General features: G+C 53.2%; 14 protein-coding genes. 3 read left to right on the top strand and 11 right to left on the bottom strand.

Translation table 11 applies throughout. From position 1 onward, the window contains the following. Window positions 1-37: 37 nt before the first annotated feature. Window positions 38-3565, bottom strand: a complete 3528-nt coding sequence (locus tag DTHIO_RS19505) for a response regulator (RefSeq protein WP_008869043.1) — start codon at window positions 3563-3565, stop codon at window positions 38-40. 209 nt (window positions 3566-3774) lie between these two features. On the opposite strand from DTHIO_RS19505, the gene DTHIO_RS03870 reads away from it, so the two are divergent. Both DTHIO_RS03870 and DTHIO_RS03865 read left to right on the top strand, forming a co-directional pair. Next, window positions 3775-4089: a type II toxin-antitoxin system PrlF family antitoxin gene (locus tag DTHIO_RS03870; protein ID WP_008869042.1), complete on the top strand. Its 315-nt coding sequence runs from the start codon at window positions 3775-3777 to the stop codon at window positions 4087-4089. Next, entirely contained in the window at window positions 4089-4550 is a 462-nt protein-coding gene (locus DTHIO_RS03865) for a type II toxin-antitoxin system YhaV family toxin (protein WP_008869041.1), read from the top strand. Before DTHIO_RS03870 ends, DTHIO_RS03865 begins: the two co-directional genes overlap by 1 nt. Window positions 4551-4733: 183 nt before the next feature. On the opposite strand, the gene DTHIO_RS19500 is transcribed toward DTHIO_RS03865, so the two are convergent. Continuing rightward, complete coding sequence (locus DTHIO_RS19500; protein ID WP_008869040.1) at window positions 4734-7772, bottom strand: ATP-binding protein; 3039 nt, start codon at window positions 7770-7772, stop codon at window positions 4734-4736. Window positions 7773-7841: 69 nt separating this feature from the next. Continuing rightward, window positions 7842-9818 carry a methyl-accepting chemotaxis protein gene (locus DTHIO_RS19495; protein WP_161598629.1) on the bottom strand — a complete coding sequence of 659 codons (1977 nt, stop codon included), beginning with the start codon at window positions 9816-9818 and terminating at the stop codon, window positions 7842-7844. On the opposite strand from DTHIO_RS19495, the gene DTHIO_RS21600 reads away from it, so the two are divergent. Then, window positions 9807-10127 (top strand): hypothetical protein, encoded by a 321-nt coding sequence (locus DTHIO_RS21600; RefSeq protein ID WP_161598628.1) that lies wholly within the window; start codon window positions 9807-9809, stop codon window positions 10125-10127. The genes DTHIO_RS19495 and DTHIO_RS21600 overlap by 12 nt on opposite strands. A 131-nt stretch (window positions 10128-10258) precedes the next feature. Here DTHIO_RS21600 and DTHIO_RS03850 read toward each other — a convergent pair whose 3' ends face one another. From DTHIO_RS03850 to mntA, 8 genes are all read right to left on the bottom strand, one after another. Then, on the bottom strand, window positions 10259-10717 hold the full coding sequence (locus DTHIO_RS03850; protein ID WP_008869038.1) for a hypothetical protein: 459 nt from the start codon (window positions 10715-10717) through the stop codon (window positions 10259-10261). Window positions 10718-11681: 964 nt separating this feature from the next. Further along, window positions 11682-12890, bottom strand: a complete 1209-nt coding sequence (locus tag DTHIO_RS03845) for an ATP-binding protein (protein WP_008869037.1) — start codon at window positions 12888-12890, stop codon at window positions 11682-11684. An 86-nt stretch (window positions 12891-12976) separates the two neighbouring features. Then, window positions 12977-16066, bottom strand: a complete 3090-nt coding sequence (locus DTHIO_RS19490; RefSeq protein WP_008869036.1) for a sigma 54-interacting transcriptional regulator — start codon at window positions 16064-16066, stop codon at window positions 12977-12979. 299 nt (window positions 16067-16365) lie between these two features. Beyond that, on the bottom strand, window positions 16366-16506 hold the full coding sequence (locus tag DTHIO_RS20935) for a response regulator (protein WP_161598627.1): 141 nt from the start codon (window positions 16504-16506) through the stop codon (window positions 16366-16368). Window positions 16507-16591: 85 nt separating this feature from the next. Further along, on the bottom strand, window positions 16592-20905 hold the full coding sequence (locus tag DTHIO_RS19485) for a PAS domain S-box protein (RefSeq protein WP_008869035.1): 4314 nt from the start codon (window positions 20903-20905) through the stop codon (window positions 16592-16594). Between the two features lie 147 nt (window positions 20906-21052). Continuing rightward, a complete protein-coding gene (locus DTHIO_RS03830) occupies window positions 21053-26161 on the bottom strand; it encodes a RecQ family ATP-dependent DNA helicase (RefSeq protein ID WP_008869034.1) in 5109 nt (1702 codons plus the stop codon). A gap of 24 nt (window positions 26162-26185) precedes the next feature. Next, complete coding sequence (hepT, locus tag DTHIO_RS03825) at window positions 26186-26599, bottom strand: type VII toxin-antitoxin system HepT family RNase toxin (protein ID WP_008869033.1); 414 nt, start codon at window positions 26597-26599, stop codon at window positions 26186-26188. Further along, window positions 26589-26981, bottom strand: coding sequence for a type VII toxin-antitoxin system MntA family adenylyltransferase antitoxin (gene mntA, locus DTHIO_RS03820; RefSeq protein ID WP_008869032.1), 393 nt, complete (start codon window positions 26979-26981; stop codon window positions 26589-26591). Before mntA ends, hepT begins: the two co-directional genes overlap by 11 nt. Window positions 26982-26999: the final 18 nt, after the last annotated feature.

The raw sequence follows: 26999 nt of genomic DNA, 5'->3' as shown, positions 1-26999 counted from the left end.
CCGCAGCCTGTGTTAATCCTTTGTCGGTATTGTTTTTTTAATTTTCCGCCATACATATATCAAACTGCCTTTCCAGTTCGTGCATAAGTTCTTTCATCTGCTCGAGTTTACCGCAATGACCTGCTTCTTCCATCATTCCGGCAATCTCAGCCATGGCCAGCCCCCCGATATTGCCTGAATTGCCTTTTATTGAATGGGCCTGTCTGGTTGCTTCTTCGTTCTGGCCCTGTGCAATAAAGTTTTTCAGTAATTTAATGTTTTTAGGTAAGGATTCCATGTAAATATTCAGTATGTGTTCAGCCATATCACTATCATGTCCAATTCTTGTCAAGAAATCCTCCTGGTCGAACACTGGCCTGGTACAGACAAAAGCTTTCGAGGGTTCCTGTTTCGTTTCCGCAGCCTCTCCGGTCCCGAGATCACCTTCTTCTTCCCCCTGACCACTGCCCTCTGCCTGATGTCTGCCGCCTGTTCCCTGATCACTGACCTCTGACTTGTGACTCCTGTCCTCTGTCCTCTGGTTTCTTTCTTTTGAAAGCCACTTCTCCAGCACCCGGGCCAGCTCATCCGGATTGACCGGCTTGGCTGTATAATCGTCCATGCCGGCCTCAATGCACCGTTCCCGGTCCTCCTGCATGGCTCCGGCGGTCATGGCGATAATTGGAATTCTGAATTCTGGGATTGAGGAATTGAGGAATTGGGGGATTGAGGGATTGAGGGATTCAGGAACTGAGGTATTTTGGGATTCGCTCTCCAGCCTCTGATCTCTGACCTCTGATCTCTGCCCTTTATCCTCTGCTCCATGCTCCATGCCCCCTGCCTGCCCCGTGAAACAGCCCAAAGGGCTCCCTGTCGTAGACAGGGGTTTCACTGGGGTCCCATGCTCCATGCTTCTTATCCGCCGGGTGGCTTCCAGTCCGCCCATTTCCGGCATCTGTACATCCATGAGCACCAGATCGTAGGGAATGTTTTCCAGTGCGTGGAGGGCTTCCTGGCCGTTGGCCACGGCATCGGCACGCAGGCCCATTTTTTTGAGAATGCCCAGGGCTACCTGCTGGTTGACCATGTTGTCTTCGGCTACCAGGATACGGGCTTTTGTGCCGGAAAAGTCCGGATATCCCTGCCGGATTTTCTCTGGTTCCGTATGCCCTGCAGGCAGGTCCGCAGCGCCTGTTCTTGCCAGGATCTTTTCCAGGCTGGCATAAAGTTCACTTGGCAGGACAGGTTTATTCAGGATGCTGTCGAATCCTGTTTCATGCAGACGCCTGGAATCACCTGTCTGCCCGGTTGCCGATGACATCATGATCAGCCTGGTGTCCTTTAATTGCCCGTCTTCCTTGATATTTCGTCCCAGGGTTTCTCCGTCCATGTCCGGCATCTGCATGTCTAAGACAGCCAACACAAAGGGGTCATTCTCTGCCTTGGCCTGATGCAGCATGCTCAGAGCTGCAGAACCATTGGCAGCTTCCCCGGGCCGCATACCCCAGGAGCCGAAGCGAACCCTGAGTATCTCCCGGTTGGTGGAATTGTCGTCCACGATAAGAGTGCGAACCCCCTGCAGGCAGGCCGGAACTGGCCTTTCCTGCTGCTGTTCATCCTGAACGCCCAGGCGCACTGTAAACCAGAATGTGCTTCCCTGGTCCTCTACACTTTCCAGGCCTGCTGTACCGCCCATCATCTCGGCCAGTTGCCTGGAAATGGCCAGTCCCAGTCCGGTACCGCCGAATTTGCGGGTAGTGGAGGCATCAACCTGGGAAAAGCTTTCGAAAAGACTGTCTTGCTTGTCTTGAGGAATGCCTATGCCGGTGTCCCGGATCTGGAAACAAAGTTCCACAATCCTGGAGTCACCATATTGATCTTTAATACCTGTCTGTTCATGGGACAGGCGGTTCGCCGGTTGATCACTGACCTCTGACCTCTGATCTACGACCTCTGATTTCGACACCCTGATCTCCACCTCTCCATGTTCGGTAAACTTGACCGCATTGCCCACCAGGTTCATGAGAATCTGACGCAACCGGCCCGAATCTCCCCGGACCATGGAGGGTACGTTCGGGTCCATGGAACAGATAAGTTCCAGACCTTTCTCTTCCGCCTTGACAGCCATCATGCCCGAAAAATCCCTGAGCATGGCCTCCAGGTCGAAATCAACGGTTTCAATGTCTAAGCGTCCGGCCTCTATCTTGGAAAAATCCAGGATGTCGTTGATCACGGTCAAAAGGGACTCGGCACTGGAGCGCACAGTGCGGGCATAATGCTGCTGCTCACTGTCCAGGTCCGTATCCAGAAGCAGCCCGGTCATGCCGATGACCCCGTTCATGGGGGTGCGGATTTCATGGCTCATGTTGGCTAGAAAATCGCTCTTGGCCCGGGTGGCTTCCTCGGCATGTTCCTTGGCCTGGATCAAATCCTGTCGTGCCTTTACCAGTTCCGTGACATCCCGGGTTACTCCGTCCACCCTTGCTGGCTGCTGATTGTCATCATAAATCATTTTTGACGTATCGTTGATCCAAACAATGCTGCCATCTGGTCTTATTATGCGACATTCCCGCACAGCCTCGCCTTCTTCTAATAATTGTTCAACAGCTTTTTTTGTAAGGTGTCGATCTTCTGGATGGGTTACATCTTTGAATAACGTTGGATTTTCATAAAACTCATGTGCAGATATCCCATATAACTTTTCCGAAGAGGGGCTGAGATAGAGGTGCCTTAAGTCAGGCCAGGAAATGGACCAGACTACATCTTTCATATTATTCAAAATACTGCTTAATTTTTCTTCACTTACTTTTAATTTCTCCGTCGCTTTCCATTGTGCGGTCATGTCTTCGGCAGAGCAGACTACGTAATCAACATTGCCCTGTTCATCAATCTTGGGTGTTTTGGTAATCGACAACAGTCTAGGCTCGCCAGATGCATTGGAAACCCATTCTTCAATGTGAATCTGCTCTTTTCTGGAAAAGACTTCCCGGTTGCCTTTGCGAATGGCAGCAACCATACCTTCCGGCAGGAACTGGTCAATGTCTCTATTGGCGATCTCACTCGGGGAGAAACCAAAAAAATCCGCGTGCGCCCTGTTAACCGCCCCGTAAGTATGTTCGTCGGTTAGATGCCAGACCTGGGTTTCAATACTGTCCAGGAGCATGCGATGGCTCTCCCTGCTTGTGCGCAACTGTTCCTCTGCCTGCAGCCTGCGCAGTATCTGCCCCACCCGCGCTAGAAGGACTCCCTCGTGGAAGGGTTTGTGGACAAAGTCCTCGGCGCCCAGGTCCAAACCTTTTACCTCGTGTTCTTTATTGCCCGAGGCAGTGATGAAGACCACCGGTATATCTCTGGTGCAGATATCGGCCTTGAGCCTGGAGCAGACCTCAAATCCGTCCATGTCAGGCATCATCACGTCCAGCAGAATCAAATCAGGAATCTTGTCTGCTGCGATTGACAGAGCCTCAGGGCCGTTCGACGCAGCAAGGACAACGTAGTTGTCCGCTTCCAGAGTTTTCTTGGTAATGTGCCGAATGGTTTGGGTATCGTCAACTACCAGGATTGTGTTCAGTGTTTTTTCAGACATCATTTGATCCTTTAAACAGTCAAAAGTTCTCGTACAGCACACTGGCTTTATAGCATTTTTTTGAAACTTAAAACGCTCAGATATGCTTAAGATGTAACTTCCTGATTCAATAAGTCTAAAACTGTTTGCTGATTTTCGTTTGAAAGAATGTTTATGATTGACATGGTAAGAAATAATTCTTACTTTTACAAGAAACAGGAGCAACGAGCATGACGACAATTAGAGAAATGGCCACCATGTCTTCCAAGGGCCAGGTGACCCTGCCCAAAGCCATCCGTAAGGCTCTGAATATTGATGCAGGGTCCAGGCTGGCCTTCACCCTCCGCGGCAATGAAATCGTGATTAGCGCCGAAGATGAGCACAATGACCCTGCTGTAGCCTCTTTTTTGAATCTGCTGGAACAGGACATCGCGCACGGCCGCCATGTTTTAGTTCTCCCGGACGATCTTGTCAAGAGCTTGGTCACGGCCCTTGAATACGATCAAGACCATGATCAAGAAATCTCTGGAGATGTGGACCTGTAATGCAGAGCCATGGCTGGACGCTGCTCTTTCATGACTGCCTGGTTCAACAGCTGAAACGCCTTTTTGCAGCTTGCCAACGCGCCAGGTCTTCCGACCCTGAAGGCTGGCTGGCCAATGCAAATGTCAAGCTGTTTCATGCGCTATCAAGGCTGATGTTAAGGACCATACCTGCCGATCCTGGTCATCCCGTGTACCGCCAGGGCAACACTTTGGGAGAGGATCACAGGCACTGGTGCAGAGCCAGGGTAGGCAGGCGCTTTCGCCTCTTTTTTCGCTACGACTCTGCTTCGAAGATCATTATCTATGCCTGGGTCAATGACCAGCAAACCCTGCGCCAGGCAAAAGGAAAAAAAGATCCATACACTGTTTTCAAGAAAATGCTGCACCAGGGTAATCCGCCGGATGATTGGGACCAACTTCTGAATGAAGCCAGCTCCGAGTACAAGATAGAAAGGTTATGACTGCTGGCAGGGACTCTTTCAATAGCGAGGAAAAAATTGCGGTAGATGCAAGACTAGTGCAAGCTCCGCAGGTGGTCCCAGCTTCCTATCAAATGATCCTTTCGAATGGTATTTCATTCAAACTCACTTTCTGACTACTGCTACAATAATAGCCGATAACTTCAATTGTTATTCTTGCCACGGTTATTGCTGTAAATGCTCCTGCCCAAAGAACTTACTGAACACCCTTTGAAAATCCTCGTTATTCACTGGTTTACCAATGTAATCATCCATGCCTGCCTCCAGAAACCTCTCCCGGTCACCTGGCTGGGTATGGGCGGTTACTGCGATTATTGGAATCCGGGGATTGGGGGATTGAGGAATTGAGGAATTGAGGGATTCTGGGATACGTACTTCTGCAGTCGGTCTCTCATCTCTGATCTCTGATCTCTGACCTCTGACCTCTGCGCCATGCTCCATGCCTGCCCCGTGAAACAGCCCAAAGGGCTCCCTGTCGTAGACTGGGGTTTCACTGGGGCCCCATGCCCCCTGCTCCATGCTTCTTATCCGCTGCGTCGCCTCTACCCCGGTCATCACCGGCATCTGGATGTCCATGAGTATGCAGTCAAAGTTCTGTTCCTGGAACAAGTCTACGGCTTCCTGCCCGTTATTGGCCAGGAGGACATTATGCCCCTGCTTTTCCAGCATCGTTTTCATAAATAACTGGTTCAACCTATCGTCTTCAGCCAGAAGGATGTCCAGGTACTTTTTGGACTCTGGCTTAGTTGTGGCTGCAGTAACTGATTCCAAGTGATCCACAGCCGGCAGGGTAAAAGGCAGGACCACGTGCACTGTGGTCCCCCGGTCCACTTCACTTTCAACGGAAATGTTCCCGTTCATCATATCCACCAGGCGTTTGACTAAGGACAGACCAAGGCCTGCGCCCTGGTATTTGCGTGTATACGATCCATCCACCTGTACAAAGGGGTTGAACAAAGTGCTCAGTTTGTCATCGGGGATGCCTATGCCGGTATCGGACACAGAAAATTTCAACCTGGTATCTCCGCCTTTGGCCCCAGAAATAGAAGTCAGGTGGACCTGGACGCTGCCACTTTCTGTAAACTTCAAGGCATTGCCCACCAGGGTGAACATGACCTGCTTGACCCGGGTCTTGTCGCCACTGACTTGCTCTGGAACATCAGGCTCCATGGAAAATTCCAGAACGATCCCTTTTTTAAGGGCTTCTGCGGAAAACAGGTCTGACAAGGATTCAAGTAATTCTCCAGTTCTAAATTCTGCAGAGCAAATGCTCATTTTACCGGCCTCGATGTTGGACAGTTCCAGAATGTCCGTAAGCAGGCGGACGAACCTTTCGGATGACTGAATAGCCAGATTGACGAATTCCTGCTGTTCATCATTCAGGTCCGTGGTCTGCAACAGCTGCATCATGCCCATGATGCCGTTGAATGGAGTACGCAGTTCGTGGCTCATGTTGGCCAGAAACTTGGACTTGGCGATGTTGGCTGCCTCGGCTTGTTCTTTGGCCTGGATAAGTTCTTTTTCAGCCGCTTTGCGCCGGGAAATATCCCGGGCAATTCCAACTGCATGCCATCTTCCCTGTAGCAAGACAGAAGACATGGAAAGCGAAATGGGAATCTCCAGGCCATCCTTGCCAATAGCTGACAATTCAATTGTTTTGCCCACGGCATTTCCCTGACCTGTCCTTTGAAATTCCGGCATGGCTTTTGTGATGTCTGTATGATATCTTTCAGGTGCCAGGAGATGATGCAGGCTTTTCCCCATGACTTCTTGTGCAGTATATCCGAATATTGATTCGGCCATGGGGTTCCAGTATGATATTTCGCCGTCAGGTCCCATCATGATAATTGCGTCATGGGCTGAGTCAGTAACCGCCTGCATTCTTTCCTGGCTCTCCCGCAGGGATTCCTCGGCCCGCCTGCGCTCAGCCAGTTCGTTGTTCAGCTTCAGAATGGAGTCGGAAACCTTGCGGGACATCTGGTTGAAGGACCTGGTCAGGTTGCGGACCTCCACAAATCGGGACTTTTCCGCGATCTCCTCGGGCTGGTAACCTGACGTCAGCCTGCCGGCGGCCCTTTCCAGCAGACTGACAGGTCTGACAATACCTCTGGTCACGAACATTCCAGCCAGCAGAGCCAGGCCCAGGACGGCCAGGGTTATCAGGATGGTGATCCGGTTCTGGGCTGCAAACCCGGCCATGAAATCTTCTTCCGGCATGGAAACCGCCACCAGCCAGTCAATGCCGGGATCAACCTTGAGCGAGGATACCTGCAGCAGGTGTTTTCGGCCCTGGACCTTAAAATCAAGGAAATGATCCTCCTGAATGGCATCCAGATCTTCAAACCGGAACATTAGAGAACGGACAGCCTCACGCACAGCAGGGACTTCACTCTCCACCCCCTGCACCCGGCGACTCAGGGACGGAACTTTATCAACCATGAGCACCCGGCCTTTGGAGCTGGCCACCAGATCCCCGGAGCGTTCCATGATAACGGCCTGCCCCTGGTTCCCGATATCCAGATCCCGGAGAAATTCGGAGAGATGGCCGAGAAACAGGTCAATGGAAAGCACTCCCAGAAAATTATCCTGCCGGTCGTAAACCGGACTGCTGGCAGCCAGTGACATGTCCTGTCCGGTAAAAAGGATGTAGATATCACTGTAAACAGGCCCGCCCTTGTCCTGGGCAAGTTTATACCAGGGTCTGGTCCGTGCATCGAATTCCGTCAGGACGTCAATTTCCCGGTCTTGTCTTGCGTCGGAATCCAGGGCGATCTTGCGAAAAGTCCCAGCTTGGAACCTGTCCGTAACAATGACATAGCGGGAGTCATTCCTTGGCTCCCTACCGCTGTTGGCCAGGCCCCCCAGAGCATTGCCGAAACTGATGCTGGTTAACGTGGGGAACAGATCCACCTGTTCGGCAAAACGGGCGCTCAAGGCTTCCTGGTCCTGGGCGAGACCGTTGTCCAGAGCTATGGCCCGGGCATTGACATGGTTTATCTGATGGGGCAGGAGCAGGTAATCCTGCACATGTTCATTGATGCGCTCCACGACCTCAGCCCGCAATTGAAGGGCCACATCATTTACTGCTCTTTTTCCGGTGTAATAAGAAAAAAGGCCCACCAGCGCCACTGCAGCAACTGTCACCACTGCAAAAAGAGCAAGCAGCGCAGCTTTCAGTGAAATACCGCGAGTAAAGAGTTTCATAAATCTAAATTAACTGCCTTTAACTAAGTTACAGGCCTGGCCAGCGTTAGCCATACCTCTGTACATAAATCATACCTTGAACTTAGATACCAGCTCCTTGAGCCGCTCCGCCAGCCTGGAGAGCTCCTCGGAGCTCTGCTTGACCTGGACCCCGGAGCTCTTCATCTCTTCCGTATCCATATTCACCTCGGATATGTCCCTGGCCACATCTTCGGCCACCGAGGAGACCTGAGACACGTTCTCATTCACCTGCTGATTGCCCTGGGAGGCCTGGCTCACGTTCTCAGCTATCTCCTGGGTGGCGATGTTCTGTTCCTCTACTGAAGCAGCAATCGTGCTGATGATGGAATCAATATCGCTTATGATCTGGCTGATCTCCTGAATCTCCTCCACAGTTAAGCTGGTCTCGCTCTGAATATTCTCAACCTTGTCCCTGATCTCTTCAGTGGCCTGAGCGGTCTGTTGGGCCAACTCCTTGATCTCGTTGGCCACCACAGCAAAGCCCTTTCCTGCTTCACCGGCCCGTGCCGCCTCAATGGTTGCATTAAGGGCCAGAAGGTTTGTCTGGGAAGAAATTGCAGTAATTGTATCAGTGACCTTACTGATCTCCTGGGCTGCATTGCCCAGTCTATCTATCCGCTGGGAGCTCTGCCTGGATTTCTCCACGGCATTGCCAGTAATATCTTTGGCATTTTCCGTATTCTGAGCGATCTCGGAGATGGTGGCGCCCATCTCCTCGGAGGAAGTAGCCACAGTGTTGACTTTGCTGGAAGCCTGCTCCATGGCCGAAGCTATGGAACTCATGCTGGTACTCAGCTCTTCGGCCGCACTGGCCACACCCTGGACCTTGGAGGCGGTGGTCTCGGAGCGCTGGGACATATCTTCGGATATGGCGTTCAGTTCCGTGGAAGAGGAAGCCAGGGTCTCCACCCCGCTGTTTATATCCCCGAACATATTGCGCAAGCTATCCGCCATATCATTCAAGGCGTCAGCCAGAATGCCCACCTCGTCTCTCTGTTTGATATCAAGCCTCTGGGTCAGATCACCCTGGGAGATCTGCTGAGCAAATCCAACTCCCTTGGAAAATGGACTTAGCACAGCCCACCCCATGACAAACCTGACCACCAAAAGCAGGATTACTAATAGACCTGCGGTAACACCCATCAAGATCTGAGTCATTTGGCTTATCATACCCTGTTCATCAGAGATATCCAGGATGTAGGCGGTCACACCCACTTGATTCCCGGCATAATCCTTGATGGGAAAGAAGGACAGGGCGTAGTGACCCTCTTGTACAAGGCTTAGCTCCTCTCTCCCCATGTCGAGGAGATCTGCTGTAATTAAGTCACTGTAGCGACTGTCCCCGATAGCCTCCACGTACCTGTTGTCAATTAACGGGAACTGGCTCTCATCCTGAAGCCCGGTGGCGATATCCAGGAGCTCTCGGTTCATATAAATCATTACTTCTTCACCTGCTGCGGCACCTGCTGCTTCTACTATAGGCTCAAAATCCATGAGCAGCTCTACCGAACCCAGGTGATCACTATTCTGATCGGAAACAGGCAGAACATTACGCAGAGTGAAGCCGCCCCTGCCTACTTCTATTCCCTGCGCTGGTTCTTGCTGCTGGTTTACGTGCATAACTGTTGCACGAAACTCTGAAATATCGTCAGATATATCCACCCACTCCCCGTCCTGCATGGCATTGTGATCCCTCCACAACCGAACCAGGCTGCGGCCATTGGGGAGATGAAAATGCAAGGTCAACTGCTGATCGGAAAACTCTTGATAACCCTCCATTTGAGCGGAAAGCTTCTCCCGTAACATTTCCCTGGCCTCCTGGGATTCCGGGGATTCCGGGTCGTTTATGTTGCCCTCCAAGGCAAGGTTGTATGCCTGGATCACCTCCGGCAACCGAGAAAAAGTGGAGGCTACAGATTGAGCCTCCTGGATGGTTAAATCCACGGAGGACTCTATCTCGGCACGTTTATTTTTACTGATCTGAGAAATAAACTCGTCACTGACCTTCTGGGTTTGATCATTCAAGACCCAAAACAACACCCCTATAAAAACAATCAAAATAATTGTCAGGGGAATAAAAACCTTGAAGCTCAAACGCAGATTGCGAAAAAAATTCATATTATGCCTCTCATGTCTTCACAATTAAAAATTCATCTGGCAGGCCACTGGTTACGGGCAAACAATGCTGGGCATCCTGGATTTAAGAGGGTGACCGCAGAGCGCCCAATATCTTACACCTCTTCTTCCGGTGTAAGCATTCAGGGGGTGCCTCAACGGCCTGGGGACAGCCCCCGCGATTACCTTCCAGTACAATTTAAATATGACAAACTCTAAGTTGTGAGAACCTTCAAAGATAGTACATAGCGAGGGACAGTCCCCAGACCTTGTGCCAGGAACTCCAACTGAGTGCCTCCTGAATTGTTACCTGTCGGTCGCCCATTACTATACGCCCGGTATTGCGACATTCATGATGCAAAAGGTACATTCCGTCCGGTCCGGTTATTCCCGCGCAAGCGCCCGGGCTGATTGTCCAGACGCCTGCGGCAGGTATTCAGCAGATGTCTGGTCTGCTCTGCCAGGACAGGGGCTTCATCCGGCAGCAGGATGTAGCAGGCGATTCCGGCGGTGCGCGCACTAAGCTCGTCTCGCCAGGTCGAAAACTTTCCTGCTACAATGATCTCGGCCTCATAATCCTCGCGGATCCTTAGAATCTCTTCCTTGGTCAGCTTTTCCGAGAGGCATGAGGAAAGAACAAGAACCATGACCGGGCCTGGAATTGTACTTAGAGCCTGGAAAAGGGACTCTTTGTCCGTGACTGCGATGCGTTTCGCGGACAGTTCTTCCAGAAGGCCCATGGCCTTCCAGAATTTATTGTCTCCCTTTGTGCCGGCCATCAGGATGTGCATAAAAGTATCTCTGGTCATGGATGTTATCCTACATTTCTGGCAGGCCAAGGCACTTATCATGCCAAATCAAATTGTTTGGCGTAACCAACAATAATAATTGTGTATTTGTATTTATGATGCTTTTATCTTTCAGGAACTGTCTGAAGCTTTTGTTACTTTTGGTTACAACAAAGTACCCCTGAAAGCTGAAATTTATCTGTAAAGCCTTTACAGGCAAGTGCTGAGCTGGAATTGAAAGAAACGGGTAAAATTGATACGCTGCTTTGGGCGATACAAAGGCAAATTGTCTGTAAAGCCCGGCAGGTCATAGGCTCTTGGCTGTTTTGAGAAAATGTGTAGATTGGTGACAGAGGGAATGCGTTTTGCGGTCCTCAGACTGATGCCCTGCGGGTACTTAGGGGTATTCAAAATACCAATATACCGTTACTGTCAGTGACTTAACCGTTGAAAGCCTGCCTGCCCAGTTTAACAACGCTGAAAGCGTTCCTGCTTTACTGGTTTTAACTGGGGTTACAAAAAAACAAGAACCACGCTAAGAAGCGTGGCAGGCCTTTGAACCGCAAAGACGCTAAGTACGCAAAGTTAAAGACGCGAAGCAGGTGTATTGTCCAAAACCGGGACACGGTTTTGGACAAGGCTGCCTTTTCATTTGCCGTACACCCGGCAAATGAAAAAAACTTCCTGCCTTCCTTTGCGACCTTTGCGTCTTGAGTGAGTCTTCGAACGGGCGGTTAAGGTTTCTTTATTTCTTGGGTTGCGGGCAAAGCCCGCTTTAGGCTATGTATCTATCCAAATTCATTGACATAATTTCTTGCAATCAGGAACTTTGAACTCTCAAGCTATGTTTTTGGCACCATAAAAGGCATTTTAAGGCAGTATTTTAGCCCTGCAGAGGTCCTTTAATCAATTAGTTCAATAACTTGATTAGGTCCGACCCCGAACGTCCCGAACGTACACACCGAACGTACAAGCACTCGGGCCATCAATACAAAAACCCGAACAACCACAGCGGCAGAATTCGACCATGGCCGACTTCCTGACCGTCCCTGACCACGTAGCCGTCTTGCGTCTCCTCGATCTGGCCAAAGCCCTTGCCTTTGCCGCCGACTTCAAACGTATATGTATCGTCCACTATAAAATCGCCACGCGCCGCCACCCTGATCCGCGCAGCGGCGGAGAACAGCTGGTTGACGAAAAATGTTTCACGCAGGCTGCCCAGGGGATCGGTTCGGGTCAGGGACTGGCTGATGGCCCATAACAGGTTCGTGTTTTCCAGAAAAATCTTAGAATCCTTTCGAACAAGCCTGGCCCCATGTCCGTGAGGCGGGACGGTGGTCAACAGCCCGGCCCGTTCCAGGACGGCCAGATAATCGTAGACAGTGGGCCGGCTGACGCCGACATCACGGGCCACACTCTCAATGCACAACTGCATGGGCGGGGACGTGGCCACCAGCCAGAGCAGTTTTTTCATGACCCGAACCCCCCCGGACCTGCGGCCTTCTGCCAGGCTCAAATCCTCGTACAGCGTTTTTTCAATCACGTTTTCCAGGCGCTGGAGATACTCCGCCTTGCCCTCAAGCACAAAAGGATACGCCCCGGCTTCGATATACTCCCGAAAATGCCCGAGTACCTGGCCGGAGCCGAGAACATCCGAAGCAAGGCGCTGGTGGTCGCGCAACAAGGTTTCCAGGGTCACGGGCTGGTACTCTCTTCCGTGGACAATGCTCAAATATTCGCGAAAGGAGAGAACCGGCAACATGCGGTAGAAGGCCCGCCGTGAAAGATCGTATTTGCCTGTCTGCATGGCCAGGGCCGAACTGCCCGAAACCACCAGGCGGCCTCTGGGAAACGAATCGTACAGTGACTTGATCTCCTGAGCCCAGTCAGGCCGCTTATGGGCCTCGTCGATGAACACGACTTCACCGCCGTGGCGAAAAAATTCCGCAGCAATGTCATAGATGCCCATGGCCGTAACCTGGATATGGTCAGCCGCGAAGTAAAGCCCTTTGCCGCCTTCCTGCTCGCAGTCCTTGAGACGCTGCAACATGAGCGTTGTCTTGCCCACACCCCGACCGCCATAAAGACAGATCAGGCGGTTATCCCAATTGATCCGCTCAAACAAAAACCTCCTCGTCGCGGGCAGATTCCCCACCAGCAAGGCCTGAATGGCGAAAAGGTCAGACAGATTCATTTTTTCTCCGATTGTCGCCGTACATTTACAGATCAAGCAATATAATGTCAAATCACAGCGACAAATCCCTTAGTACAATAACTTGATTAGGTCCGACACCATAAGCCCTGGTCCATGCCGTACTTGTCTATCAGGGAGTAGACGGTCTTGCGGGAGACCCCCAGGAGCCGGGCAGCCTCTGTTTTATTGCCTGAAGCCCGGTCCATGGCATCCTGCAGAGCCTTTCTTTCCCGCTCTTCCAGGGTGGTGAACCCTCCTGTGCCGCCGGCCAGCCAGTCTGGAAGATCTGCCGGGCGGATCATGGGTGCAGGAGATATTTCAGCCAGGGTATGCACCAGGTTACGCAGTTCACGTACATTGCCCGGCCAGTTGTATCCGCACAGCAGTTCCATGCTCCTGGGAGACAGCTGACGGGGACGCCTGCTGGAAAGCCTGCTGTATTCTTCCAGGAAATGGTCGGCCAGGATAGATATATCCTCGGTGCGCTCCCTCAGGGTAGGGAGGTGGATTACTGTTTCGCAGAGTCGATAGAAAAGGTCGTCCCTGAACCGGCCTTTTTCCACCATGGCTTCCAGGTCCTGGTTGGCCGCTGCCAGGACCTTGGCCCCAATGGACCGGGGCCGGGAATCGCCCACCCTGGTGACTTCGCGGGATTCCAGCACCCTGAGCAGAGCAGTCTGCATCCGGGAAGGAGCTGCCTCGATTTCATCCAGCAGGATTATGCCGTTGCCAGCAGCTTCAAAAAGGCCTTTCTTGTCGCTTGATGCCCCTGTAAAGGCACCCCGGCAGTGTCCGAAAAGTTCACTTTCCAGCAGGGAAGGGGAGAGATTGGCGCAGTTGACAGCCATGAATTCGCCCCGGCCTCTTAATTCATGTATGGCTCTGGCTGCCAGCTCCTTGCCTGTACCGGTCTCTCCCATGAGCAGCACCACTTTGTCCGTACCAGCCGTTGTCCTGATCCGGGTGTAGACCTCACCCATGGCCCGGCTTGCCCCGCGCAGTCCGCACAACCCGCCCGGGCCGCCCCCGGCCAGGCGGTTCTCCGCTTCATTGAGCCTGTTGCGCAATTCTTCTTCACGCAGGACCTCATCCGTGATCTCCTGGAACATCAGGACCACCTGACTGACGCGACCTTCCGGACCGGGTACCGGTGAGGATGTCAGGCGAAATATCTGCTCATCACCCTTGTGATTTCTGCGTTTTATCCCCTGATGCACACGGTGGTTTTCAAAGGAAACAATACATGGACAGTCTTTGCAGACCTTTTTGCGGGCTGTATGGCAAAAGACGTCATAGCAAAGAGGGGTGTTCTCGGGGCGAAGCCCGGGGAACCACTGCCTGAGCCTGGGATTGGCGCTGGTGATGCGCATGTTTTCATCAATAACAGCCACTCCCATGGCAATATTCTCAGCAATGACCCGGCAGCGGGCCTCGCTTTCCTGATGCTCCTTGCTGGCCTGCAGTCTTGACATGAGGTTGACTATGACCTGGGCCATAAAGCTCAACAGATACATTTCAGTGTCTGAAAAAACTTTTTCCTTCCTGACTGCGTCAAAGCCGACAAAACCCAGACAAGCCCGGTTGTCCATCAAAGGGATGGAAACTATGGACTTGATGCCCTGATCCTCAAGGTGTGAGCGCATGCCAGGATTTTCAATCAACTCGCCGACATCAGGAATATGAACACTCTCGCCCCGTTCATGGGCCGGGATGAATTCAGAAATAAGATCAAAGGGCACAGCCTGGAGGTTGCCGATTTCCGGGTTTATGTCTTCAGCGCACCATTCGTGCGTGTTCACTGCAATTTTACGGACATAGTCATAATTGAAGAGGTAAACCCGGTCTACTTCCACTGACCTGCCTACAGCTTCCAGAAGCCGGCTTATTGTGTGCTCGAAATCATCCAGGGGAGCATTGATGGAGTCGGCAGCCAGCTCCATAAGCAGGCCTTCCAGGGCCTTCTGCTTGTTTATGGCCCGCTCGGCTTCTTTACGCTGGGTGATGTCCTGCACAAAGCCGACCACCCGCAATGGATCGCCCGCCTCATCATGTACAACCCCGGCTGATTCCCTGACCCAGCAGATCTGACCATCCTTTTTGACTATGCGATGGTCGTATTCCAGAGTAGTGCCTTCCTTCATTTCAATAATGGGCCGGCCTGTGCTGATCACGTACTCCCTGTCGTCAGGGTGCACCCGGTCCAGAAACGCCTGATAAGTCCCCTCAAACTCGCCTTCCTGCAAGCCGAACAGGGCCTCACACTCCTTTGACCAGAACACGGTGCCCTGGTCCATGTCGTGTTCCCAGACTCCGGACTGGGTCAAAGTCTGGGCCCAGGACAGCCTGGACTGACTGGTCAGCAGTTCTGTCTGCGCATTTTTCAAATCCGTAACATCCAGAGCGCTGCCAACGAGTTTAACAGTGCGGCCGTTGATTACAACCGGAGTAAGCCTGCTCAGCCAGGTCCTTTCACCTGCCGGAAGAAGCAGTGTTTCTTCATAGCTGATGTTCTGCTGCAGTTCAAAACACTTGCGATAATTATCCTCTATCCGGGCACCGAGTTCCGGCCCAAAGGCCTGCACTGGTGTTTTACCTCTGATGTTCCAAAGGTCCAGCCCGGTTTTTTCCTGATGGTAAGCGTTCAGATTCTCAATAATAAAACGGCCCTGGGGGTCGATATCAATCAAAAAGAATGCACTTTGCACATTATTGAAGATGGTATCATATTCTATCAAAAGTTCGCGTCGCTCAACAGCAGCCTGTTCAAGAAGATCGGCATGGAGCTTGAGATTGATCTGGGTGCGAACTCTGGCCCGGACTATGGAGGGTTTGAAGGGTTTGGTAATGTAATCAGCAGCACCGAGACTGAAACCGAGTTCTTCGTCCTCGTCCTGGTCCATGGCGGTCAAGAAGATCACCGGGGTGCCACGGGTGCGCTCATCCGCCTTGAGCCGTCGGCAGACCTCGTAGCCGTCCATGTCCGGCATCATAATGTCCAGCAGGATCAGGTCCGGCCGGGTATTGCCAAAGACCATTTCCAGGGCCCTGGTACCGCCCGCGGCCACCAGCACGTGATAGTCCTCCCGGAGCAGACTGCCCAGAACCTCAATGCTGGCCGGCTGGTCGTCCACAATGAGGACGACGGGTTTTGGAAATGTCTGCTGGTTCTTATTCATGATGGGCCTGTTTTTTGATTTATTGGTTGCCAGGTGATGACATCTGTTTTTCAGCTCGCTTTATGAACAACTTCTGACACTGTTCCGGGGAGGGGGCGGAAAAGTCTTGGGATGCGGGTTTTTGTGGCATTGTTGCTCCAAGCAGGTTTGGGTAAGACAATAAAAATAACTGAAATTTTACGCTAGACTACGTGCCAGGCCATAGGCAGTCCCAGCTTCCCGTCAAATGATCCATGCGAATGGTATTCCATTCAAGTTCATTTTCTGACTACTGCTCCAAGAATAGCCGTTATGTTCACTCAGTCGTTCATCAGCCACAATGTTTTTTTAAGTACTTTGATCAAGTCTTCTTTCTGAACCGGCTTGGCCAAATAGTCATCCATACCGGCCTCCAGGAACTTCTCCCGATCACCATCCATGGCCCTGTCTTCGGAGGTCAATAAATAAGTTTCGCTGTAGTGTAAATAATAAGCTGGAAAGCGGTTGTTGTCGTTGAAATCAGATAAAGATTCTCAAAATCAGCTTTTAATGTTCCTCTTCCATTACTTTTCTTATTTCCGCCATGCATATTTCAAACTGCCTTTCCAGTTCGGGCAAAAGGTTGCCCATTTGCTCAAGGTTTGCGGCATGACCGGCTTCTTCAATCATTCCGGCAATCTCAGCCATGGCCAGACAGCTGACATTGCCTGAATTGCCCTTGATGGAATGAGCCTCCCGGGTTGCTCCTTCTTTTTGACCCTGTTCAATAAATTTTTTGAGCGCTTCTATGTTTTTGGGTATGGATTCCAGGTAAATGCTCATGATCTCACTGGCCATCTCACTGTCATGCCCAATTCTTGTAATGAAATCCTCCTGGTCGAAGACTGGCATTTTACAAGTAAAAGCGTACCGGGGTTCCTGTTTCGTTTCCGCAGCCTCTCCGGTCCTGAGAACTTCCTCTTTTCCCCCCTGACTTCTGTCCTCTGCCCTCTGTCCTCTGTTTTCCAACAACCACTTCTCCAGCACCCGGGCCAGTTCATCCGGATTGACCGGCTTGGCTGTATAATCATCCATCCCGGCCTCAATGCACCGTTCCCGGTCCTCCTGCATGGCTCCGGCGGTCATGGCGATTATGGGGATTCTGGGATTCTGGGATTCAGGGATTGAGGAATTGGGGGATTTAGGGGTTGAGGAATTGGGGGATTCAGGAATTGAGGAATTTTGGGATTCGCTCTCCAGCCTCTGATCACTGACCTCTGACTTCTGACTTCTGATCTCTGATTTCTGACCTCTGACTTCTGAGGCGCGGATGCGCCGGGTAGCTTTCAGTCCGTCCATCTCCGGCATCTGCACATCCATAAGCACCAGGTCGTAGGGAATGTTTTGCAGGGCGTGGAGGACTTCCCGGCCGTTGGCCACGGCATCGGCACGCAGGCCCATTTTTTTGAGAATTCCCAGGGCTACCTGCTGGTTGACCATGTTGTCTTCGGCTACCAGGATGCGGGCTTTTGTGCCGGAAAAGTCCGGATACCCCTTCGGAGTTTCTTCCCGTTCCGCATGCTCCGCCACCAGGTCTGCAGTGTCTGTTTTTGCCAGGATTTTTTCCAGGCAGGCATACAGTTCACTGGGCAGGACAGGTTTGTTCATGATGCTGTCGAATCCAGCCTCATGTAGACGCTTAGCATCACCTGTCTGTCCGGTTGCCGATGACATCATGATCAGCCTGGTGTCCTTTAATTGGCCGTCCTCCTTGATATTTCGTCCCAGGGTTTCTCCGTCCATGTCCGGCATCTGCATGTCTAAGACAGCCACCTCAAAGGGGTCATTATCTGCCTTGGCCTGATGCAGCATGCTCAGAGCTGTAGAACCATTGGCAGCTTCCTCGGACCGCATACCCCAGGATCCAAGGCGTACCCTGAGTGTCTCCCGGTTGGTGGAATTGTCGTCCACTATAAGAGTGCGAACCCCCTGCAGGCAGGCCGGAGCAGGCCTTTCCTGCTGCTGTTCATGCTGAATGCCCAGGCGCACTGTAAACCAGAATGTGCTTCCCCGGCCCTCTACACTTTCCAGGCCTGCTGTACCGCCCATTATCTCGGCCAGTTGCCTGGAAATGGCCAGTCCCAGACCGGTACCGCCGAATTTGCGGGTAGTGGAGGCATCAACCTGGGAAAAGCTTTCGAAAAGACTGTCTTGCTTGTCTTCAGGGATGCCTATGCCGGTGTCGCGGACGGAAAAGTGCATGAGGCAGGAATGCTGAGTGGTAAATGATGAACGATACAGGTCATGGGAATTTTCCTGAGTTTCTGCATTTGGGTTTTCGCATTCATCATTCACCATTCTACTGACTTTGATCTCCACCTCTCCATGTTCGGTAAACTTGACCGCATTGCCCACCAGGTTCATGAGAATCTGACGCAACCGGCCCGAATCTCCCCGGACCATGGAGGGTACGTTCGGGTCCATGGAACAGATAAGTTCCAGACCTTTCTCTTCCGCCTTGACAGCCATCATGCCCGAAAAATCCCTGAGCATGGCCTCCAGGTCGAAATCAACGGTTTCAATGTCTAAGCGTCCGGCCTCTATCTTGGAAAAATCCAGGATGTCGTTGATCACGGTCAAAAGGGACTCGGCACTGGAGCGCACAGTGCGGGCATAATGCTGCTGCTCACTGTCCAGGTCCGTATCCAGAAGCAGCCCGGTCATGCCGATGACCCCGTTCATGGGGGTGCGGATTTCATGGCTCATGTTGGCCAGAAATTCGCTCTTGGCTTTGGTGGCTTCCTCGGCGTTTATGCGGGCTGCATCCAGTTCTGCATTTTTCAGCTCAAGATTTCTGGCATTGCGCTGCAATTCTTCCTGGGCCTGTTTTTTTTCTGTAATGTCACGGACAATGCCTATGGCATGCCACTGCCCTTGGATAAGCACAGATGAAAGAGACAGTTCCACTGGTATTTCGCGGCCATTCTTTGTCAAAGCGTAAAGTTCCGTAGTTCTGCCTACGGCATTGCCCTGGCCGGTGCTTTGAAATTCTGGGAATGAAGCATGGAAATCCTCGGTGTACCGGGAAGGCATGATCAGTTCATGCAGATCCCGGCCTATGGCTTCATCCCGGGCATAGCCCAGAATGGTTTCTGCGGCCGGATTCCAGTAAGATACATATCCTTGGGCATCCATCATGATTATGGCGGTCTGGGCAGCATCGGTTATTGTTTTCAGGCGGGCCTGACTGTTCTGCAGGGCTTCCTGGGTGCGCTTCTGTTGCACCAGGTCCCAGGTTACATCTGCAAAAAAGGAGATTACTTCGACATCCTTTTTATCATAGGCTGCAGGTTTATTGCCCAGGCCCATGATTGCAACGACCCTGTTATCCCGAATAACCGGAACCACGGCTTCGCGAATTACCCTGGCATGTCCCTCTGGCAGGCCTTTTTTGTCCGGCATGGACTCATAATCATTGTGGATAACCGGCCTTTTCTCACGGGCAGCCTGCACCCAGACCCCTGCCTGGTCAATGGGATAATGCATTTTGTTGCCGGGCATGTGACACAGTTCCTTTAATGACCTGGTTGACCATCTCTGCAGGGAAAGGGTCTTCTGATCTTTTTCCACGAAATGAAAAAAGCCAATGGAACTGTCCACAAATTCTTCAGCGTCATCCAGAACCTTGGTCATAAGCTCATCTAAGGAATGAGCTTCTGCATACTCATAAAGCTCCAGCCTCTTCATGGTCAGCAGGTTAGCTGTATGTTCACCGGTGATGTCGCGAAAAACAAGTACAGCTCCAATAATGTTGCCCATGTTGTCTTTGATGGGGGAGCAGCTCTTTTTGATGGTTATTTTGCTGCCGTTTCTAACTATGAGCACTGAATAGGTCTCCTGGCCAACGACACGGCCCTGCTGCAACGCCTTAGATACAGGATTTTCCTCCTGGCTGTGGTCATCTAATGTGACAATGTTGAAGACTTCTTTCAGGGGGCGACCCATGCATTCATCAATGGTCCAGCCGGTCAGGTTCTCTGCAGCCGGGTTCATTTCCTGTATCCGTCCAAGTTTATCGCAGGAAAAGACTCCATCGCTTATGGCATGCAGGGTAGCTGCTGTATGATCCCTGCTTTCCAGCAGCTGCATTTCCGAATGTCGCACAAGACGGTATCCCATGCCCAGCCCCAGCAACCCCAGAACACCGATGAGTGCATGGGCAATCCCCAGATCTGTTTTCTGCTTTGCGCCCTGGGCCATATATGGCTCCCAGGGTACGGAAACACTGATTCCGCCTTGAATATCGCCTACGGCGTACCCCTGATGCCCGTGACAGCCAAGACAGCTTTCCTGTGTTTTTAATGGCTCCATGAATCGCAGGTATTGCTGGCCAGTAATGTCTTCCACGGAAGAAACCCGGTCTTCGCCTTGCCTAAAGGACAGCAGGGCCTGGCTCTCCCATTGGTCCGGGGCGTTTTCCCGACGGAGGGGATTGAGGCTGGTGATGTGCCCCAGCATATCGTAGTGTTGTAAGCCCAGTGCGTGCACCTGACGGGTCATGTACGATGGGTTGAGCAGGGTCAGATCCTTGCCGCCAGTGGTGGTTACGTCTCTGTCAGGGACATGATCAAGATAAGGGTTGGGTGGGGTGGTCTCGGTGGGCTGGACATAGACACCGCCGTGCATGGCAGCCCAGTGCCGGTAGGCAATATCTTTTTCAAAGTAGGCCCTGGCTTCGTTTTCAGCCAGAGTCCTGGTTGTATTTTCCACCTGATGCCAGTTCCAGGCCAGAGACACCGCCAGTACGGCGATCCAGATCACTGCAGCTGTCAGAAGCAGGCGGTTTGTGTTCAAAGAAGTCGTCAGTTTGAGCTTATTCATGACTTTATTCCTTGCTTTAAAGTCTCTGCATTATCTTTATTGAAAGTTAATATTTCCAAAATCTGCCACGGTCAATAAAAAAAACAACAAAAAAAGATGAGCAATAGGGTTTAATGCCGTGATGTCTGCACTGTATCGGGCCGGGTTTTAATCCTGGCATCTGCTCCAGACTACCTGAAAAAGGGGCACGTACCATGAAGAACAGCGCAGTTCTTTCAGGGTCTGGTCTTCCTGGGAGGCCTTGCGGTGCAGGGCGGCCAGGAAGATGACCTGCTTTACCCTGAAGCCCCGGGACAGGTAGTTTTCGTATATTCTGCTGCCCCTGTCCGACAGGGCGGTGACTGGAACACCTGCGGTGCAGACAAGATACCTGTTTGCCCAGGGCAGAAAGGTGAACTCCTTTCCCGGGTTATCCTGCAGGGCATCAATGGCTGCAGTGGTCTCCCCGTGGATGTTGTCCCAGGCCGGGTAGGACAGGATGACATGTTCCGGGGACATCTCCCAGAGTTCTTCCCGGGCCAGGTTCTGTTCAACCGGGGTCAACGCAATGTCGCAGGAAATTCTGCTCACCGCTTCTGGTCCGGCGGCAAGAATCTCCGGGGCAAAGGGATGATCCGGACCGCAGCAGAGTACCAGCCTGTCCCTGGCCCGGGTCATGCCCACGTAATAAAGCCTGCGCTCCTCTTCCGGGCTTTCCCGGTCCCCCGGGGTGCCTGCCAGAATCACCGCCGGAAACTCCAGCCCCTTGGCCCCGTGCATGGTGCCCGCCCGGAGAGCGCCGGGAGAGCGGCTTTCCATGCGGCGCAAGTCCCTGGATGAATCCCAGACATGCTCGCAGAACTCATACACAGGTCTGCGCATGGAGCCGCATTCATCCCGGTAATCCCGGGCCATGATTTCCAGGTGGTACAGCCAGAGCCGGCTGCGGGCGCTGCTTTCAACCATCAGGTGCATGACCAGGTCATAAACCTCGCTTCCTGTACACAGGCTGCCGGGACAGCGCATGAGCAGGTCCATGATTTCATGTACCTCGCGCACCAGGGGCAGGGAAATGTTTCTGCGGCGCATGAGGCTTAGCTCCATGCCGGCGTGCCTGGCCAGGTTGGCCAGGGCGAAGACCTCCTGGTTGGTGCGGCACAGGATGCAGATGTCCTCTGGGGACAGTCCATCCTGGACCATAAGTCGCCGGGCCTGGTCAAGAGCTGCCTTGAGCATGGCTTCCCTGGACCCGGCCATGATCATCCCCACGGGTTCGGCTTTGTCCTTGCGCACCGCTTCCACCGGAGGCGTGTTCATGCGGTCCTGGTTGTGGCGGATCAGGGCATTGGCAGCCAGGGTCACCGGAGGCAGAGAGCGGTAGTTGTGCACCATGTGCACTATTTCCGCCTGGTACTCCTGTGCAAAACGCTGGATGAAGCGTACATTTGCACCCTGAAAAGAATAGATGTTCTGGTCTGCGTCCCCCACGGCCAGCATGGACGGACGCGGGCTCTGTTCATCTTCGTTTCGGCCGGCCAGAAGGGAGATAAGCTGGTACTCCAGGTCATTTATATCCTGGTATTCGTCCACCAGGATGTGTTGAATGCCCAGCAGCCTGTCCCGCCAGTGCAGGGCGGAACCGTCTTCCTGGGTGCTGGTTCCGTCCAGGTAGTCCACAGCTTCCTGGAGAATTCCCTGGAACACTGATGTATCGCCGCCTTTGCCGGCCAGTGAATGCCCGGTTATGGACATGGCCATGCTGTGGTAGGTGTGGATCTTGACTCCGGCACCGCTTTTACCCAGCAGGTCCTTGAGGCGGCGGCGCATTTCAGCCACAGCGCTTCTGTTGAAGGCCACGGCCAGGATCCTGTAGGGGCGTACCTTGAGGACTTTGATGAGATAGGCCATGCGGTGCACGATGACCCTGGTCTTGCCGGAGCCTGGGCCGGCCACCACCAGCATGTTTTTTTCGGCCGGGGCCTCCACTATACCCCGCTGCACTGAACTGAGTTTCTCCAGAATGGCTGCGTGCTGCTCCCTGGTGACAGGCAGTTCCAGGATGTCCCTGCGGTCCTGGAGGTGCTCGGCCACAAAAGCGGTGCGGCTTTTTTGAAAGTAATCGCGGACAAAGCGCAGGGCCTGGCTTATGCCGTCGAATACAGCGCCCAGTTCGGCAAAGCGGCCCATGATGTGCACCTGGGCGATTTTTTGCCTGTAGAATAAGGACAGGGAAAGATAGTCCCCGGGGCTGAACCGTCCTTTGGGATCGGTTACGCTGATGCTCATGGCCGGGCGGATGATGGACAGGCCGTTCTGCAGACATACGGCCCGGCAGTGGTGCAGGGCGCTCAGGCCCTGCCGGCACAATGAGGGGTGATCGCTCAAGTGGGCCGTGATCATGTTTGCGCGCAGAGCGTTTTCCGCCTCTCCGGTGCGAAAGGAAACCAGCAGGTCTTTGCCGCTTACCCCGGTGTCGATCCTGTCCAGCAAAAAAACCAGCAGTACCCTGGCCGACTGGTTGCGCCTGGATGCGTGCTGCCTGATCCGGTCCCATTCATGCTGCAGGATTACCTGGTAGGAGTTCTGGGAGAGCTGATGCAGACGCAAGAGCTTTTCATCCACCAGGAGTTTGAGGATATGCAGCAGTTTTGCAGGAGCAGCTTCTGTATGTCCGCGTTCCTTGAGCCTCTGGCAAACCGGGCGCAGGGGCATGTTGTACACGACCCCGGCCCGGGCATCGGGTTCGTCCTCCTCCATGAGGGCGAACAGGCTTTCCTCCAGCCCCAGGTATTCCCTGAGGCGGGACCGGGAGTCATCCTGGATGCCTTTTCGCAGGTAAGCGGTCATGTTCAGGTCATGGTTAAGTATCCGGGCCTGGCGCATGGCTCCCAGGCTGCGCAGGATGCGATCCGGTTCCGCTCCCAGTCTGGCGGAGAGCATGTCTGTGTTTAAAAGTTCCTTAGGGTCAGCCTGCATGATTATGTCCAGCAGGGCCATCCACAGGGCGTGCTCTGACGGCGAAAGGTTCAGGCCGCCCATTATTTTCAGGGCTTCCTCTTTGTCCTTGACCAGCAGACGACCCTGGATGGCGGTGGTCTTGTTGTCTCCGCGCCTGATCTTGCCCCGGCGCTCCAGCCAGGACAGGGCGGTACGCACCTTGGTGTCGGCCATGGGTTCATGGGAGTCCAGGGTGTCGAAACCGTATTCTTCGAACTCCTCGCTGGCCAGGAGCTCCCCGGAAGTCATGACCATGTCCGGGTTGTTTCTGGAAGAGGCCAGGCTTTTGAGTCCGCCGTACATGGACCTGATGTCCCGGGCGGATATTTCCGAGGCCCGGCAGAGTTCGAACTGGGTGTCCAGATCATCAGGGTCGAACAGCAGGCAGCAGACAGCAGGACGATGATCCCGGCCGGCCCGTCCGGCCTCCTGCAGGTAGTTTTCCAGTGAACCCGGGGCCGAGGCATGAATGACCACCCGGACATCGGGCTTGTCCACCCCCATGCCGAAGGCGTTGGTGGCCACTATGACCTGGATTTCACCTGCCAGAAACCTTTCCTGCACCGAGGTCCTCTCTTCCGGGGTGCGCCCGGCGTGGTAGTATTCCACGTTCCAGCCCATATGTTCCAGGGCCTCGGCGTACTCTTTTGTTTTTCTGCGGGTGGAGGCGAAGACTATTCCTCCGCCGTCTTCCTTGTCGACCAGGACGCTTTGCAGAATAGAGTGCATGCGCTGGGTCTTTTCCGGTTCAGCGCAGGGGATGACGTCAAAGCGCAGGTTGGAGCGCTCGTGCCCGCCCTGGAAAAGGACCAGGTCCCGGCCCATTTCATTTCTGAAGTAGTCCAGGATTTCGTCCACCACGTCCTTTTTGGCCGTGGCCGTGAAGCAGGCGATCTGGGGTTCGGGGTGGGGCGGTCCGGGGCATATTTCATCCAGAAACGAGGCCAGGGCCAGATAGTCGGGGCGAAAGTCGTGGCCCCACTTGGAAAAGCAATGGGCCTCGTCCATGATGACCATGGCGATTTCCCTGGAGCGCAGGGCATCCTTGACCGTGGTGTTTCGAAGCTGTTCCGGGGATATCCACACCAGGTCCAGGTCCCCCATGCGGATGCCTTCCAGGGCCTGGGAGCGTTCCAGCAGGGTCAGGGTGGAATTGATGGTGCAGCCCTGCAGTATGCCCTTGCGCAGGAGCCCGTCCACCTGGTCCTTCATAAGGGACTGCAGTGGCGAGACAATGATGCTCAGTCTCTTGCCCTGTTCGGCCTTCATCAGGGCCGGAAGCTGGTAGCACAGTGATTTGCCCGCGCCAGTGGGCAGCACGGCCAGGCAGTCGTTGCCCCGGATCAGCGTCTCCACAACCAGTCTCTGCAGGGGCGGGTCCTCGTCCTTCACCGGCAGGTAGTCGGGGTATCCGAAGTAGCGCTGCAGCTGTGCCCGGTAATCAAAGGCGCTGCTGCAGTAGCTGCAGGCAGGGTCGCTGCAGGGAGTCTCGCGCAGGGAGCGCAGAATGCCCGGGATTGCAGCATGGCGTTTCCAGACCCAGGTGGGAAGAACCGAGTTGCTCCCGGACACCTGCAGCCAGGCCAGGATATAGGCCAGGGAGCAGGATTCCCGGCTGTCATCCCAGAGGGTCTCAAAGGCGGACTGTGCATGGCTGACGCAGGCATGCCCCCCGGCGTTTTCTTCCCAGAAGGATTTGCACCACTCTTTGTCCTTGAGGTCTGCCCCGGCCAGGACTGCGAAAAAATGCCCCAGGCCGCTTTCAGGATGGGACCTGTGCATCAGTGTGCCGTAAAATATCAGCTGTTCCCGGGGCAGGGCCTGAAAGGCCTGAATTTCGTCCTGGAAGACAAGCTCGGCCTGGGCACAGTCCTGGATGGGATCGTTTTTTGCCGTACGCACCAGCTTGTAGTCCTTGACTAAGTGGTGGTAGGGATTTTTGGGAAAGGCCAGGGGGGAGAGGTGCAGGGTGTCCAGGGCAGGCAGCTTTAATAGGGAAAATTCCGGGAAATGTTTGCGCAGCCAGGGCAGGTCATGACCGATAATATTGTGCCCCAGCATAAATGAAGCTCTGCCGAAGGACTGTTCCAGCCTGGACAGGGCTTCGTCGGCCCTGAAATTTCCCTGAAAGGCCAGCCTGGGCTGCCATCCGGGTCCTGTGGCCCCGATTTTGATCAGGGTCTTCCTTTCCGGATGAATCTCCAGATCCAGGACCACAATATTTTGAAACTCCCTGGAAAGGGTCAAGTCAATAATTTTTTCCCGGGTTAGAGTTGTCAATTTTCATGATACCCCCGGCAAGCATTACGGCTTTATTTTCAAACCCAGTTCTTGGCAGAAATCAACCAGGGATATCCATTTTTCACTGGCAATGGATCTGACAATATTCATATTCAAGCTCTGGTATTCATGGATAGCCACATTTCTGAATCCGGTCATGGAAATCATACTCCGGGCGGTCTGTTCCGAGATGATGCCGCTTTTGAAAAGGAGCCTGAAAGCATCGGCACTGCTTTGAGGCATGCCCAGGTGCTTTTCGGCCACAAGGTGCATGGCAAGATCGATGGCCGCCTGGCAGGCCCGTTCCAAATTCAGAATCAGGGCATCAATGTGCGTCTGCTGTTTTAAGTCCGAGTCCAGGTTGTATTCTTCTTTCATCCTGCGTAAGCTGCGTTCGATTATGGCTGCCTTGTTCCGGGTGATATCATCATGATTCATAGGCGCGGAGCACCTCCTGTCTTTCTTCGTTGAAGACAATGTACATTCCCAGGAGTGTGCAGGCTTTCAAGTCAGCTTCGGATTTATCCCGGACAAAAATTCTTTGTCCTGTCAAAAGGGCCTCCTTTGCGTAAACCAGATTGCGGGAGCTTATTTCTCCTATATCCAGCATCAATCCTGTCATAAAGGCCAGGTCCCCGGCCAGGTGCAGGCGGTCCATGTCGCTAAATAACTTGGGATCTTTGACCAGAAGCGCCAGGTCAACATCGCTGTCCGGACGCATTTTTCCTGTTGCAGCGCTGCCCATAAGGTAAAGGGCCAGGATTCTTTCATCCTGCCTTACATGTTCTATGATCTGTTTGAATTGATATTTATCAGGCATTGATTTTTCACAAGGGCA

Origin of the sequence: Desulfonatronospira thiodismutans ASO3-1 (assembly GCF_000174435.1) — a bacterium.
Taxonomy (GTDB): Bacteria; Desulfobacterota; Desulfovibrionia; order Desulfovibrionales; family Desulfonatronovibrionaceae; genus Desulfonatronospira; species Desulfonatronospira thiodismutans.
This window is presented reverse-complemented; position numbering and strand designations above follow the sequence as displayed.